We start from the raw sequence: 13,837 nt of genomic DNA on the forward strand, positions 1-13,837 counted from the left end.
CCCACGCTGGGCACCCTGCCCCGCCAAAGGTGCGCCCATGGCCCGCCCGATCTGGACCGGCACGTTGTCGTTTGGCCTGCTCAACGTGCCGGTGTCACTGATGTCCGGCGAACGCAAGGTCGATCTGCAGTTCCGCATGCTCGACTCCCGCGATCGCAAGCCGATCCGTTTCGAACGGGTCAACGCCGACACCGGCGAGGAAGTGCCCTGGAAGGACATCGTCAAAGCCTATGAGTACGACAAGGGCAGTTATGTCGTGCTGGAGGAAGGTGATATCCGTTCGGCGGCGCCGGAAAGCCACGAAGCGGTGGAGGTGGAATCGTTCGTGGATGCGGCGCAGATCGACCCACGCTACTACGAGAAACCGTATCTGCTGGTGCCCGGCAAGAAGGCCGAAAAGGGCTATGTGCTGTTGCGCGAAACGCTGCGCAGTACCGGCAAGGTGGGCATCGCGCGGGTGGTGGTGCGCACGCGCGAATACCTGTGCGCGGTGATGCCGCATGAGGACGCGCTGGTGTTGATGATCCTGCGCTATCCGCAGGAGCTGGTGGATCCCGAGGACTACAAGCTGCCCACCGGAAAACTGTCCGACTATCGCATCACCAGCAAGGAAACGGCGATGGCCGAACAGCTGATCGAGTCAATGGCCGGTGACTGGGATCCTTCGGATTATCACGATGAGTTCCGCGAGCGTCTGCAGCTGGTATTGAACAAGCGCATCAAATCCAAGGGCGGCACTACCCGGGTGGAAGACGAGCCCGCACCGCGTGAAGATGCCACCACCAATGTGGTGGATTTCATGGCGTTGCTTCAGAAGAGCCTGGACGCCAACAAGCGCACGCCGGCGAAGAAGACGGCAATGCGCAAGGCACCGGCGAAGAAGGCTGCGAAGAAGGCCGCCAAAAAGGCCGCAAAAAAGGCCGTAAAGAAGACCACGCGGCGCAAGGCAGGTTGAACCATGTCGCTGCACCAGTACCGGCGCAAGCGCAGACTGGGTGGTGGCGCCGGGCAGACGCCGGAGCCTGACGACACGCCCGCACGCGGCGATCCGAAGCGGCGGCCGACCTTCGTCATCCAGCTGCATCACGCAAGCTCGCGTCACTATGACTTCCGCCTGGAAATGGACGGCGTACTGAAGAGCTGGGCCGTGCCCAAGGGGCCTTCGCTGCGCGTCGGTGAGAAGCGGCTGGCCGTGGAGGTGGAAGATCACCCGTTGTCCTACGCCGGTTTCGAAGGAGACATTCCTGAAGGCCACTATGGCGCTGGCCACGTGGATGTCTTCGATCACGGCACCTGGGCCTGTGAAGGTGATCCACTGCAGGCGCTGGCGGCTGGAAAGATCGACTTCGTGCTGCACGGGCAACGCCTGGCCGGTGGCTGGAAGCTGGTGCGTACGGCAATGAAAGGGCGTCAGGTGCAGTGGCTGCTGATGAAGCGCGACGACGGCGAAGCGCGCGACGCGGAGGCGGATGACCTGCTGACGGCACCCACGCCGAAACGAGCATCTGCGGCGAAGAAGCGTTCCACAGCGAAGGCGGCGCATGCTGCACCCGTCGCACGCACGACCACGCGCAAGGCCGATGCGCGTTGGCGTGCACGCGCGCTGCAACTGCACGGCGCACGTGATACGCCCTATCCCCTTGGGTTCAAACCGCAGTTGACCGATCATCGCGACAGTGCCCCCGACGGCGAGCGCTGGCTGCACGAGATCAAGTGGGACGGCTATCGTCTGCTGGCCGATCTGCACAATGGCGAGGTGAAACTCCGCTCGCGCAACGGCCTGGACTGGACGGCCGATTTTCCCGAGGTCGCGCAGGCCGTGCTGGCACTGCCGGTGCGCGATGCGCGCCTGGATGGCGAGCTGGTGGTTCTGGACAAGGAAGGACGCAGCGATTTCGCAGCACTGCAGCGCGTGATCGATGGAAGCTCGAAGCAACCGTTGCGTTACATCGTGTTCGATCTTCCGGGTATGGCCGGCGTGGACATCAGTCGTGCGCCGCTGCTGGAACGCAAGGCGCTGCTGAAGGATTTCATCGGGCCGGCGCCCGGCACACTGGCCTTCAGCGAACACGTGGTCGACCATGGGCCGCAGGTGTTCGATGCCAGCGGCGAGGCCGGCTTCGAAGGCATCGTCAGCAAGCAGGTGGATGCGCCGTACGTAAACACCCGCGCGCGCAGCTGGGTGAAGGTGAAGCACGAAGACACCGACGAGTTCGTGATCGTCGGCTATACGGCACCCAAGGGTTCCCGGGTGGGATTCGGCTCGCTGCTTCTGGCCACGCCGGACAAGGCCGGGCTGCGCTATGTGGGCCGCGTGGGTACCGGCTTCGACGACGAGCGCCTGCGCGCGCTGCTCAAGGCACTGCAGCCTTTGGCAGTGAAGACGCCGGTGCTGCAGCTGCCGGCGCATGTGCCGTTCCGCGCCGCCAGCGTACGCTGGGTGAAACCGGTGACGGTGGCGGAGGTAGCGTTCCGTGGCTGGGGCAAGGAAGGCCTGCTGCGCCAGGCCAGTTTCAAGCGGTTGCGCAGCGACAAGCAGAAGGAGGACCTGGGAATGAGCACCGCAGATGCCGAAGCCGGAGGTGAGGTCCAGATCACCCATCCTGAGCGGGTGGTGTTTCCAAAGCAGAAACTGAGCAAGGGCGACGTGGCCGACTACTACCAGCGCATGGCGCGCTGGATCCTGCCCGAAGTCGCCGGACGTCCGCTGTCATTGCTGCGCTGTCCGGATGGCGTCGGCAAGGCCTGCTTCTTCCAGAAGCATCATGGCCCCGGCCTGGGCGATGCGGTACATGCGGTGCCCCTCCAGCAGAAGAGCGGCCGCGAGGACTATGTCTACATCGACGATGCACGTGGCCTGTTGCAGCTGGTGCAGATGAACACCCTGGAGCTGCATCCGTGGGGTGCGACCGTGGCTGACCCGGAGCATCCGGACCGACTGGTGTTCGATCTCGACCCTGGTGACGGCGTCAGCTGGGCACAGGTGAAAGCCGGTGCGCGCGACGTGCGTGGCCGCCTGCAGCAGGTGGGTCTGGAGAGCTTCGTACGCCTGTCTGGCGGCAAGGGGGTGCACGTGGTGGTACCACTGCAGCCCAAGGCTGGCTGGGGCGAAGCCAAGGCATTCTGCGAGGCGTTCGCACAGGCGATGGCGGAGCAGGCGCCGGACCGCTACGTGGCGACGATGAGCAAGGCGAAGCGCAATGGCGTCATCTTCATCGACTGGCTGCGCAACACCCGAGGCGCCACCAGCGTGTGCTCGTGGTCGCTGCGTGCACGCGATTCTGGCGGCGTGGCGGTGCCGCTGCGCTGGGAAGAACTGGCGCGGGTGAGCGCGGCCGACGCGTTTCCGATGGCCAAGGCGCTGGCGCGTGCCAAGCGGCTGAAGGGTGACCCATGGCAGGGCATCGCGCGATTGAAGCAGACGCTGCCGACGCTGAAGCGGTAGTGCCGGCCGCTGGCCGGCACCTGTAGCATGGGCGAGGTTGCCGGCCAGCGGCCGGCACTACCTGGATGCGCTCAGCGCGGATCGCGCGACGCGCGGCGGCCGAACCACCAGCCGGCCAGCAGCTGCAACGGCAGCGATGCCAGCAGCGAAATGACGAACCACAGCGGGAAATCCGCGCCGGCGCTCCACATCGCGTAACCGCATCCGAGTGCGATCAACGACCAGATCGAAAAACCATGCGAACGCGGCCACCACGGTGCGTAGTAGGTGGCGAAGGAAATGCCGGCGATGCCGCCCAGTACGCTGAAGGCCAGGTCCCACCCCAGCTGCACGCTGTTGTTGTCCGGCGACATGCCCACCAGCGGGGGCAGCCAGCTGGCGACGCTGCTGACCAGCGCAAGCGACAGTACGCCGCCGATCAGGGCGACGAGGGACAGGAACAGGGTCTTGAGCAGGCCGGGCATGCGCGCATTGTACGGCTGTCACAGAGTGCCCGGGTTGCCGGCCAGCGGCCGGCACTACCGAACCGACTGGGGTTTGCCGGCCAGCGGCCGGCACCACCGGGGGATAGGCATGGCCGCCGCGTCCGTGGGAGAGGGGGACGGAGCGACGGCGGCCATGCACAGGCGGTCAGGCGGCGAAGTCGAGCACCACGCGGCCTTCAATGGTGCCCGCGTGCATGCGCGCGAACACGTCGTTGATGTTTTCCAGGCGGTCGGTGCTGACCGTGGCCGCGACCTTGCCTTCGGCAGCGAACTGCAGCGACTCCTGCAGGTCCAGCCGGGTGCCGACGATCGAGCCACGCACGGTGATGCCGTTGAGCACCATGCCGAAGATGTCCAGCGGGAAATTACCGGGCGGCAGTCCGTTGAGCGAGACGGTGCCGCCACGGCGGACCATGCCCAGCGCCTGCTCGAACGCCTTCGGCGACACCGCGGTGACCAGCGCGCCGTGCGCGCCGCCGATTTCCTTCTTCAGGAAGGCGGCCGGATCGGTGGTACGCGCGTTCACGGTGATCTGCGCGCCGAGGTGCCGGGCCAATGCCAGCTTGTTGTCGTCCACATCCACCGCAGCCACGTTCAGCCCCATCGCGCGGGCGTACTGCACCGCCATGTGGCCCAGGCCACCGATGCCGGAAATCGCCACCCAGTCACCGGGTTTGGTGTCGGTCACCTTCAGGCCCTTGTAGACGGTCACGCCGGCGCACAGCACCGGCGCGATCTCGACGAAGCCCACGTCCTTCGGAAGCAGGCCGACATAGTTGGCATCGGCCAGTGCGTACTCGGCGAAGCCGCCGTTGACCGAGTAACCGGTGTTGCGCTGTGTCTCGCACAGCGTTTCCCAGCCACCCAGGCAGTGTTCGCAATGGCCACACGCCGAGTACAACCAGGGGATGCCGACCCTGTCGCCTTCCTTGACGTGCCCTACCCCGCCTCCCACGGCCACGACGTGCCCCACGCCCTCGTGGCCGGGGATGAACGGCGGGTTCGGTTTCACCGGCCAGTCGCCCTCGGCGGCGTGCAGGTCGGTGTGGCAGACGCCACAGGCCTCGATCTTGACCAGCACCTCGCCCGCCCCCGGGCGCGGTACCGAGACTTCCTCGATCACCAGTGGCTTGCCGAACTCACGCACGACAGCGGCCTTCATGGTCGAATTCATGTTCGGATCTCCGTAGTGCGCTTGCCCACAGAATGACGCCGGCACGAGGCCGGCGCTTTGATCACGATCAAACCTTTGAAGATTCGTGGAGCGGCTTCAGCTGGCCAGCACCGAGGCCTCGCGGGCCAGACGCTCGATCGCATCCCAGTCGCGGGTCTGCAGCAGCGCCGGGGTGGTCAGCCACGAGCCGCCCACGCACAGCACGTTGGGCAGGTGCAGGAACTGCGGCGCGGTCTGCGCGCTGATGCCGCCGGTCGGGCAGAAGCGCATATCGGCGAACGGGCCGTGCCAGGCCGCCAGCAACGCAGCGCCACCGGCCTGCACCGCCGGGAAGAACTTGAAGGTGTCGTGGCCGTGCTCCAAGCCCAGGATCAGGTCGGAGGCAGTGGCGGCACCAGGCAGGTACGGCAGGTCGGCATCACGCGCGGCGGCATACAGCGTCGGCGTGGCACCGGGGGACACCGCGAAACGCGCACCGGCCTCCTTGGCTGCCTGCATCTGCGCGGCGTTGAGCACGGTGCCGGCACCGATTACCGCATCGGGCACGGCCTCGACCATCGCCTTGATCGCATCCAGCGCCTGCGGCGTGCGCAGCGTCACTTCGATCACCGGCAGGCCGCCGCGGAACAGCGCCTGGGCCACTTCGACCGCTTCATTCACATCTTCGGGGGTGTACACCGGAATCACCGGTGCCAGCTTCAACAGCGCGCGCAGGCGCGGATCAGCGCTGGACATCGTCTTGCTCCTTGCCCGACCGGGCATCGCGGATCGCCGCCGGGTCCGGCAGCGCAGCGGCGCATGATGCCACGTGGCTCACGACGGTGCTGGTGGTGCCCCGCCCTGCCCCCGGCTCAGGCCGGGTCGGCCTGCAATGCCTGGATGCGACGCTGGTACCAGTCACCACCGAGCGGATCGAACACCGCAGAGCGCTCCATCTGCGCCTCGTACACGTGTACCGAGATCGCCAGCGCTTCGTTGCTGGCGTTGCGCAGGGTGTGGTACTCGTGCGGCGGAATCAGGCTGCCGGCACTGCCGCAGCCCCCGCGCAGCACGGCGTGGCGGCGGAAGCGGCAGCGCTCACCGTTGCGCTCCAGCAGTTCATAGCGGGTGATCTCCAGCTCGCCTGACCACACTCCCTCCACACACCACATGGCATCGTGGTCGTGCAGCGGCGTGCCCTGCCCTGGGCCCCAGCTCATGGCAATCACGCTGTAGCCGTGTTCGCGGCTGTGGTACAGCGGGCGTCGCGCGTAATGATCACTGACCGGACGGTGTACGCACTCGGGCAATTCGATGCGGCTGTCCGCGATGGCTTCCTGCAGCGCCAGCTGCAGGTCGGCGGTGATGCGCTCGGCATCACCGGAGGTCATCGCCGCGTCGACCGCAGCGATCAACCTGTCGCGGCCACGGAACACCGGAAACGGAGAAGTCTGCAGGTCCATGCCCCGACTGTAGCGGAGCCTGGTTAAGGGAATGTTGGCGTTCGCGCGCGTCGCGCCCGCATTCAAGGTGAACACGCGCGGAAGAACGGTTCAGATGGACATCAAGTAGAGCGATCACAATGGAACCTCGCGCAGCAGAAGCGGTCGAACACGACGCGATCCATCTTCGCTGCGACATTCCGCAACTTCGCGCCCCACGGGCGCAAGGCTAGAATTCTCCGACTTACCTGGTTCTACACATGTCAGTGCGAATTATTAGCGATGCCGCGTTGCCGGCATCGAAGGGCAAGGCTGCCACGATCAACGACATCGCACGACTGTCGGGAGTTTCCAAGAAAACGGTTTCAAGAATCATCAACAACTCGCCGCTGGTGCGCAAAGACACCCGCGACAAGGTTGAGGCGTTGATGCGCGAGGTCGGTTACGTGCCCGACCCCCTGGCGCGCGGCCTCGCGTTCCGCCGCTCCTTCCTGATCGGCCTGGTGTATGACGACCCGGGCGCCCAATGCATCGTCGACCTGCAGCACGGCGCGCTGGAAGCGCTGCGCGGCACCGGCTATGAACTGGTCGTGCATCCCTGCGACAGCCAGTCTCCGGACTGCGCGCACGGCGTGCGGCGCTTCGTGCAGCAGCAGAAGCTGCACGGCGTGATCCTGGGCCCGCGTGCCTCCGAGTCGGCTGCGTTGACGGAGATGCTCGACGGCATCGAATGCCGCTATGTCCGCATCAACGCGCATGTGTCGGATGACGAGGCACAGGCCGTGGTCACCCATGATCGCGACGGTGCAGCCGCGGCAGCGGGCTACCTGCTCTCGCTCGGCCACCGCGACATCGCGGTGATTGCCGGTCCGGGTGACCGCCGTACCGCACGCGAGCGCACCCATGGCTTCCTCGACCGGCTGGCGCAGGTGGGCCTGACCCTGCCGGGTGAACGCGTGCTGGAAGCAGGCGATACGTTCGAGTCGGGCGTGCATGCCGCCGAACGGCTGCTGATGGGCGGACAACGCCCCAGTGCGATCTTTGCCGGCAACGACGAAATGGCTGCCGGCGTGTACCAGGTGGCGTTGCGTGCGGGCATCGCGGTGCCGCAGCAGTTGTCGATCGTCAGCTACGACGACAGCCCACTGGCGTCGCGGCTGTGGCCGCCGCTGACCTCGGTGCGCCGCCATGTGTCCGACATCGGGCGCATGGCGGCGGCGATGCTGGTGCAGGCCGACGTGCCGGATGCGCCGACCGCAACCAGCGTGCATCCGCAATTGATGGTGCGCGGTTCCTGCCGGGCCGTGGACGGCTGAGTGCCCTGCCCTCGGCAGCAACGAAAACGGCGCATCCAGGTGCGCCGTTTTCCGTTCAATGCGAAGCGCTGTACGCCGTGCGCTTACACATCGCCGCCGTCGGCCCAGCCTTCGCCGGTGCCCTTCTGGAACACGCGGTCATCGGCCTGCACATCGCCCGCCGGCAGATGCGCCTGGTCGGCCAGCGCCGCGTAGATCGGGGTGAAGTCCGGCGAGGTCGCCTGCATCAGCTGTTCGAAACTGTCGATGACGAAGTAGGTCTTCTGGAAGGTGTCGATGCGGTACTTGGTACGCATGATCCGCTGCAGGTCGAAGCCGATGCGGTTGGGCGCGGCCGATTCCAGCGAGTACAGCGATTCGCCCTTCGACGACACGATGCCGGCGCCGTAGATGCGCAGGCCTTCGGGCGTATCGATCAGGCCGAACTCCACCGTGTACCAGTACAGGCGGGTCAGGTTCTGCAGCGCATCCGGGCCGATCGCGTGGGCTTTGACGCCGCCACGGCCGTACGCCTCCATGTAGTCGGCGAACACCGGATTCATCAGCAGCGGCACATGGCCGAACAGATCGTGGAACAGGTCCGGTTCGGCGATGTAATCGATCTGGTCCGGGCGACGGATCCACCAGGTCACCGGGAAACGACGGTTGGCCAGGTGGTCGAAGAAGTCCAGTTCCGGCAGCAGGCCTTCCACGCCGACCAGGGTCCAGCCGGTGGCGGCGCCGAGCACTTCGTTGAGCTGGTCGAAGCGCGGAATCATGTGCGCGCTCATGCCCATCTCGTCCTGTGCATCCAGGAATTCCTGGCAGGCGCGGCCGACCAGCAGTTCGCGCTGGCGCTGGTACAGCGTGCTCCAGGTGGCGTGGTCGTCGGCGCTGTAGGTGTCCCACGGCTGCTCGACGAGCGCGGTGGTATACACCGGCACGTAGCCCTTGTCGGTCTGCTGGTGTTCGACGCGGCGGGGCTGGGCGAGGTCCATGGGGCACTCCTTGACGGGATACCCACGATGCTAGGGCAGGGCGCGCGCAACAGGGTTGCAAAAGTTGCGTCGATTGGCCTTGTTGGCGCAATATCCTTGCGTACTCACCATGTTGCGGGGCAACAATGGCCGGAGAAGTCCAGTTCGATCGCACGGATATACGCCTGCTGGCTGAAATCCAGCGGGATGGGCGCGCCACCAACGCCGAGCTGGCGACACGGGTGAACCTCTCGCCCTCGGCCTGCCTGCGTCGCCTGCAGCGGTTGGAAAGCGAGGGCGTGATCGTCGGCTATGGCGCGCGGCTGGAGCCACGGCAGCTGCGGCTGGGCCTGCAGGCCTTCGTGCGCGTGCAGCTGGAAAAGCACGACCAGGCCGCCATCGGCCACTTCGTGGACAGCGTGCAGGGCTGGGATGAAGTGGTGGCCTGCCATGCACTGACCGGCGACATGGACTACCTGCTGCACGTCTACGTGCGCGACCTGGAGCACTTCTCGCACTTCCTGCTGGACCGGCTGCTCAATGCCGGCGGCGTGGCCGATGCCAATTCCAGCTTCGTGCTGCGCACGGTGAAGGGCTTCCAGGCATTGCCGCTTTCGCAGCTGGAATGAACGCGCCGCTGCGATTTGACGGCGCCGGGCGGGTAGCCGAGCATCTCCGCCCTGCGCGCGTCGCAGCGTTCCTTTCCGGTTCCACGCATGCCCGAACTCCAGCACCCGCTGCCCACCACCACGTTCCTGCCGCTGCAGCGCAAGTCGCTGGCGCGCTACGTTGCCCATGGCACGCCACCGCAGACCGCAGTGGAGCAGGCCGGCCTGATGGCCGCGCAGCTGTGCCGGACGCGCCTGCATCCGGCGGCCGAGATCGAGCGCCTGCTGCATGATGCCTGCGCGTTGTTTGCTGGCAACGAAGGCGCGGCTGCACAGCTGGCCGGGCCCGGTGGCGGTGGCCAACCGGAGCTGGATGCCTGGCTGAGCGCATTGGCCGGCCACGGCGTGCTGCTGACACCGGCGGAGATCCTGCAGGACGTCATCGCGCAGTCGCCACGGGAGTATCCGGGCCTGGCCCTGCAGCAGGCCTGTCAGGAAACCCTGGTCGAACATGAGATCCGCTTTCCCGCCACCTTTTCCAGTGACGATGACGAGGCCACGCAGGATGAGGTTGTCGCCGAGGATGCACGGTCGGTCGAACACCATGGCCTGTACACCTCCGAGCAGGCCCGCGTGCTGCGCGCCATCGCCGCCAACCCCGATGAGCTGATCGACCTCGATGGCTATGCCGGCACCGGCAAGGGCCACCTGGTGCTGGCGCTGATGGAGGCGCGGCCGGGCCGCTACACCTACGTGGCGCCCTCGCGTGGGCAGGTGGAAGCCTTCCGCGCCCGCGTGCCGGCCAGCACTGCGGTGCGCCTGCTGACCCAGATCGAGTTCGCCAACCGCGTGGCCCAGCACGCCGCGCGCAGCGGCCAGACCGGTGGCTTCGTTGCCAGCTACCGGCGCAGCACCCGTACTCCGCGCGAGATTGCCGGCCGCATCGGACTGCAGGGCATCGGTGGGCGCAGCCCGGAGCAGGTGCTGCTGACCGCGTTCGAGGCCATCAACCGTTGGTGCGCCTCGTCCGCGCCGCGCATGGCCTTCCAGCATTTCGACCGTTCGGTGCCCGCTGCGATGCTCGATGTGTCGCCGTACATGGCGGCCGCCGAGCACGTCTGGCGCTGCATGTTCGACGCCGAGCTGCAGCGGGGCACGCTGCTGAGCCTCAGCCCGGCGCACATCGGCAAGTGGCTGGCGCTGCGCGGCGTCACCCCGCCGCAGGATATGGGCATGCTGCTGGTGGACGAGGCGCATGACCTGAGCCCGTCGTGGAAGCAGTTGCTGGCCGGCCATGCGCCTGGCGTGGTCAGCCTGGGTGATCCGCACCAGTGCCTGACCGGTATGGTGCCGCGCTGGGCCGCGTCGAAGGTGCTGGAAATGCACCAGTCGGTGCGCCAGGGCAACCAGGTCGAGGGCCTGGTCAACCAGACCCTGGCACTGGATGGACTGGGCCAGGAAAGTGGGCCGTTCGTCGGTGCCACCGACCGCGCCACCGGTGTGCTGCATTACCGCGACTGGGCGCAGGTGCCGAGCGAGGGCCTGCGCATCCATGGCAGCGTCGCCGATCTGGCCCTGGACGCAGCACAGCTGCACGCACTCGGGCTGCGGCCCTACCTGCATCCGGCATCGCTGCGCGCGCTGCGCAGCGTGCTGCAGCGGCCACTGGATGCGTGGCGCCGGCGCCGCGACAGCGCATCGGACCAGGAATGGGAGCGCTTCCTGGCCACGCAGGCCGACGAAGGGCAGGGCGCGCTGGTCGAACTGTTTGCGTCTGCCGATCGGGTGCAGTCACTGCTGCAAGCGCTCGATGACCAGGACACGCCCGCTGAAGGGCGGGTGGCGCTGTGCCTGGCCGAACACGCGAAGAACCTGCAGTTCGACGTGGTCTCGCTGTCGCCCGGTTGCTTCAGTGCGGGGCAGGGCGCGCGCATCTGGCACAACCCGGTGCGCGCGGTCTATCTGGCGCTGACCCGTGCGCGACGCCAGCTGCACGTACCGGCCGATGGCATGGAACAGCTGCAGCACACGGCGACACTGCAGGAGCAGGCCCGCCAGATGCGCAGGCGCGAGCGGCAGCAGGCCAGCGGTTACCGGCCCGCGCGCTAGCACGCGCGTCGCTGTCTGGCAGCGACACGCTGGCTCAGGTCAGCACTTGTCCTTGCGGCCCATCAGCTTGCCCAGGCGCGAGGCTTCCTCGCACTTCGGCGCGGCCACCGGTGCCGGTGCGGCTGCGGCGGCACGTGCGCGCTGCAGCTGCTGGATCTTCGCGCGGATCTGCGGCATGGCTGCCATCGCGGCCTTTTCGCCTTCCAGGATTGCGGTGCCACGCTGGCTGAAATCGGCGGCGCCGATGTCCAGCACCTTCGGGCGGATGACGATGTCGGCGCGCGCCAGTTCCTGCTCGCCCAGGCGCTGGCCCATGATCGAGATGGACTGGTTGACGATGCCCAGCATGTCGGTCGGCGCCTTGCCGCTGGCCTTGCTGGAGATGTCCACGGCGATCACGAAGTCGGCGCCGAGCTGGCGCGCGGCATCCACCGGCACCGGGCTGACCACGCCGCCATCGATGTAGTTGCGGCCGCCGATCTTCACCGGTTCGAACACACCGGGAATGCTGCTGGACGCGCGCACCGCCTGGCCGACGTTGCCGCGCACGAAGATCGCACGCTCGCCGGTTTCGAGCTGGGTGGCGACGGCGGCGAACGGCTTCTTCAGGCGCTCGGCAGGACGGTTGGCAACCTGCTCGTTGACGTAGTCCTGCAGCTTCTGGCCCTGCACCAGGCCGCCGGAAAACAGGCGCACGTCGCGGATGCTGGCTTCGTCCAGCGCGACCGCCTTGCTCTGCATCTGGAACGCGTCCATGCCGCTGGCGTACAGCGCACCGACCACGCTGCCGGCGCTGGTGCCGGACACCACGGCCGGTTCGAAGCCGTTGGCCTCCAGCATCTTGATCACGCCGATGTGCGCGAAGCCCTTGGCTGCGCCGCCACCGAGGGCGATGCCGATCTTCACCGGCTTGGCCTGCGGCACCACGGTCGGCGCCGGCGGCGGTGTGGGGCGGACCGGGTCGCCACCGCAGCCGGCCAGCAGGCCGATCAGGGCGACGGACAGCAGCATGCGGGGGCGGAACAGGCTCATCGGCAGTGCGCTCGCGGCGCCGGATTCAGGAAAGGGCGCCAGCATACCGAAGCCGTGGCGGGGCGGGCAGGGTGGGAAACATCGCCCATTCATAAAGGTAGTGCCGGCCGCTGGCCGGCAATCATTGGGAACCTGGCAGCGGTTCATGAGGCTGCCGGCCAGCGGCCGGCACTACCGGAGGCGGTCAGAACCGGTTGTCGCCGTCCAGCATCCGGCCCAGGCCGCCCAGCACCGAGCCTTCGCCGCGGTTCTGGCCACCGCCCTGCGGCGCGGCCATCCACATGCGGCCGGCCAGACGCGAGAACGGCAGCGACTGCAGCCAGACCTTGCCCGGACCGGTCAGCGTGGCCAGGAACACGCCTTCGCCACCGAACAGCATGCTCTTGATGCCGGCCACCCGGCGCACGTCCATGTCTACGGTCGGGTGGTAGGCCACCACGCAGCCGGTATCCACATCCAGGCGCTCGCCGGCCGCCAGCTCGCGCTCCACCACGCAACCGCCGGCATGGATGAACACCCAGCCGTCGCCTTCCAGCTTCTGCATGATGAAACCTTCGCCGCCGAACAGGCCGGTCATGATCTTGCGCTGGAACTGCACGCCGATCTGCACGCCGCGCGCGCCGGCCAGGAAGCTGTCCTTCTGGCAGATCAGGCGGCCGCCATGCTGGTCCAGCTTCATTGCCAGCACGGTGCCGGGGTAGGGCGCGGCGAAGGCGACCTTGCCCTTGCCGTGGCCGCTCTGGGTGTAGACGGTGGCGAACAGGCTCTCGCCGGTCAGCACGCGCTTGCCGGCGGCCATCACCTTGCCCATGAAGCCGCCGCCCTGGTCGCCGTTGGCGGCGCCGAACACCGTGTCCATCTGCACGGTGGCATCCTTGAACATCAATGCGCCGGCCTCGGCAATGGCGCTCTCACCGGGGTCGAGCTCGATCTCCACGAACTGCATTTCATGGCCGACGATGCGGAACTCGATGTCGTCGGCGCGGCCGCTGGCCGCGGCGGGGACCGGCGGCGGGGTGTTCGGCATTCCCGGGGCCGCGGACTGCAGTTCGGGCACCTCGGCAATCGAGGTCCACCCGCTCATGCCCTGGCACCAGGCCAGGGCGCGCGGGTTGGCCTGCGCATAACCGCGCGCGGCCTCGTCATCAAGCGGGCCGATACGCTCGGCCTGGGCGGAGGCATGGAAGTACCACTGGGTCATCGCGGCGGCTCTGCAGGGCTGGAAAACCCCGAGTCTAGCGAGGGCGCGGGGGCCGGAGCGACGCGGCCATGAACGGCAGGCATTTGCGGG

12 protein-coding genes are annotated in these 13,837 nt (G+C 67.3%); 5 read left to right on the forward strand and 7 right to left on the reverse strand.

Annotated features, from left to right (window positions below; genetic code table 11):
- The first annotated feature begins 37 nt into the window (after positions 1–37).
- Together ku and ligD are read left to right on the forward strand one after the other, a co-directional pair.
- Positions 38–955: a non-homologous end joining protein Ku gene (gene ku / locus ACZK2R_RS00110; RefSeq protein WP_180837982.1), complete on the forward strand. Its 918-nt coding sequence runs from the start codon at positions 38–40 to the stop codon at positions 953–955.
- Between the two features lie 3 nt (positions 956–958).
- Positions 959–3,445, forward strand: coding sequence for a DNA ligase D (gene ligD, locus ACZK2R_RS00115; RefSeq protein WP_180837981.1), 2,487 nt, complete (start codon positions 959–961; stop codon positions 3,443–3,445).
- A gap of 71 nt (positions 3,446–3,516) precedes the next feature.
- On the opposite strand, the gene ACZK2R_RS00120 is transcribed toward ligD, so the two are convergent.
- The 4 genes from ACZK2R_RS00120 to ACZK2R_RS00135 form a co-directional block, all read right to left on the reverse strand.
- The gene (locus ACZK2R_RS00120; protein WP_180837732.1) at positions 3,517–3,909 is read right to left on the reverse strand and encodes a hypothetical protein; all 393 of its coding nucleotides are present in this window, start codon (positions 3,907–3,909) and stop codon (positions 3,517–3,519) included.
- Between the two features lie 166 nt (positions 3,910–4,075).
- A complete protein-coding gene (adhP, locus tag ACZK2R_RS00125; protein WP_125892668.1) occupies positions 4,076–5,104 on the reverse strand; it encodes an alcohol dehydrogenase AdhP in 1,029 nt (342 codons plus the stop codon).
- A gap of 96 nt (positions 5,105–5,200) precedes the next feature.
- Positions 5,201–5,839, reverse strand: a complete 639-nt coding sequence (eda, locus tag ACZK2R_RS00130; protein ID WP_180837733.1) for a bifunctional 4-hydroxy-2-oxoglutarate aldolase/2-dehydro-3-deoxy-phosphogluconate aldolase — start codon at positions 5,837–5,839, stop codon at positions 5,201–5,203.
- Positions 5,840–5,955: 116 nt separating this feature from the next.
- Entirely contained in the window at positions 5,956–6,546 is a 591-nt protein-coding gene (locus ACZK2R_RS00135; RefSeq protein ID WP_049399007.1) for a cysteine dioxygenase family protein, read from the reverse strand.
- A gap of 239 nt (positions 6,547–6,785) precedes the next feature.
- Between ACZK2R_RS00135 and ACZK2R_RS00140 the strand changes: the two genes are divergently transcribed.
- Positions 6,786–7,841, forward strand: coding sequence for a LacI family DNA-binding transcriptional regulator (locus tag ACZK2R_RS00140; RefSeq protein ID WP_125892672.1), 1,056 nt, complete (start codon positions 6,786–6,788; stop codon positions 7,839–7,841).
- Positions 7,842–7,924: 83 nt separating this feature from the next.
- On the opposite strand, the gene phhA is transcribed toward ACZK2R_RS00140, so the two are convergent.
- Positions 7,925–8,818 (reverse strand): phenylalanine 4-monooxygenase, encoded by an 894-nt coding sequence (gene phhA / locus ACZK2R_RS00145; RefSeq protein ID WP_180837734.1) that lies wholly within the window; start codon positions 8,816–8,818, stop codon positions 7,925–7,927.
- Between the two features lie 125 nt (positions 8,819–8,943).
- Here phhA and ACZK2R_RS00150 point away from each other — a divergent pair, with 125 nt between their 5' ends.
- Both ACZK2R_RS00150 and ACZK2R_RS00155 read left to right on the forward strand, forming a co-directional pair.
- Positions 8,944–9,426, forward strand: coding sequence for an Lrp/AsnC family transcriptional regulator (locus ACZK2R_RS00150; protein ID WP_004153377.1), 483 nt, complete (start codon positions 8,944–8,946; stop codon positions 9,424–9,426).
- Between the two features lie 87 nt (positions 9,427–9,513).
- On the forward strand, positions 9,514–11,514 hold the full coding sequence (locus ACZK2R_RS00155) for a hypothetical protein (RefSeq protein ID WP_180837735.1): 2,001 nt from the start codon (positions 9,514–9,516) through the stop codon (positions 11,512–11,514).
- A 39-nt stretch (positions 11,515–11,553) separates the two neighbouring features.
- On the opposite strand, the gene ACZK2R_RS00160 is transcribed toward ACZK2R_RS00155, so the two are convergent.
- Entirely contained in the window at positions 11,554–12,546 is a 993-nt protein-coding gene (locus ACZK2R_RS00160; protein WP_019337382.1) for a patatin-like phospholipase family protein, read from the reverse strand.
- A gap of 184 nt (positions 12,547–12,730) precedes the next feature.
- A complete protein-coding gene (locus ACZK2R_RS00165) occupies positions 12,731–13,747 on the reverse strand; it encodes a TIGR00266 family protein (protein ID WP_180837736.1) in 1,017 nt (338 codons plus the stop codon).
- Positions 13,748–13,837: the final 90 nt, after the last annotated feature.

This window comes from Stenotrophomonas sp. 96582_Sma, from assembly GCF_056480905.1.

What these genes read in the sequence shown, in the direction of transcription:
- ku (WP_180837982.1), top strand. Translation starts at nt 38, where the DNA reads ATGGCCCGCCCGATCTGGACCGGCACGTTGTCGTTTGGCCTGCTCAAC.
- ligD (WP_180837981.1), top strand. Translation starts at nt 959, where the DNA reads ATGTCGCTGCACCAGTACCGGCGCAAGCGCAGACTGGGTGGTGGCGCC.
- ACZK2R_RS00120 (WP_180837732.1), bottom strand. Translation starts at nt 3,909, where the DNA reads ATGCCCGGCCTGCTCAAGACCCTGTTCCTGTCCCTCGTCGCCCTGATC.
- adhP (WP_125892668.1), bottom strand. Translation starts at nt 5,104, where the DNA reads ATGAATTCGACCATGAAGGCCGCTGTCGTGCGTGAGTTCGGCAAGCCA.
- eda (WP_180837733.1), bottom strand. Translation starts at nt 5,839, where the DNA reads ATGTCCAGCGCTGATCCGCGCCTGCGCGCGCTGTTGAAGCTGGCACCG.
- ACZK2R_RS00135 (WP_049399007.1), bottom strand. Translation starts at nt 6,546, where the DNA reads ATGGACCTGCAGACTTCTCCGTTTCCGGTGTTCCGTGGCCGCGACAGG.
- ACZK2R_RS00140 (WP_125892672.1), top strand. Translation starts at nt 6,786, where the DNA reads ATGTCAGTGCGAATTATTAGCGATGCCGCGTTGCCGGCATCGAAGGGC.
- phhA (WP_180837734.1), bottom strand. Translation starts at nt 8,818, where the DNA reads ATGGACCTCGCCCAGCCCCGCCGCGTCGAACACCAGCAGACCGACAAG.
- ACZK2R_RS00150 (WP_004153377.1), top strand. Translation starts at nt 8,944, where the DNA reads ATGGCCGGAGAAGTCCAGTTCGATCGCACGGATATACGCCTGCTGGCT.
- ACZK2R_RS00155 (WP_180837735.1), top strand. Translation starts at nt 9,514, where the DNA reads ATGCCCGAACTCCAGCACCCGCTGCCCACCACCACGTTCCTGCCGCTG.
- ACZK2R_RS00160 (WP_019337382.1), bottom strand. Translation starts at nt 12,546, where the DNA reads ATGAGCCTGTTCCGCCCCCGCATGCTGCTGTCCGTCGCCCTGATCGGC.
- ACZK2R_RS00165 (WP_180837736.1), bottom strand. Translation starts at nt 13,747, where the DNA reads ATGACCCAGTGGTACTTCCATGCCTCCGCCCAGGCCGAGCGTATCGGC.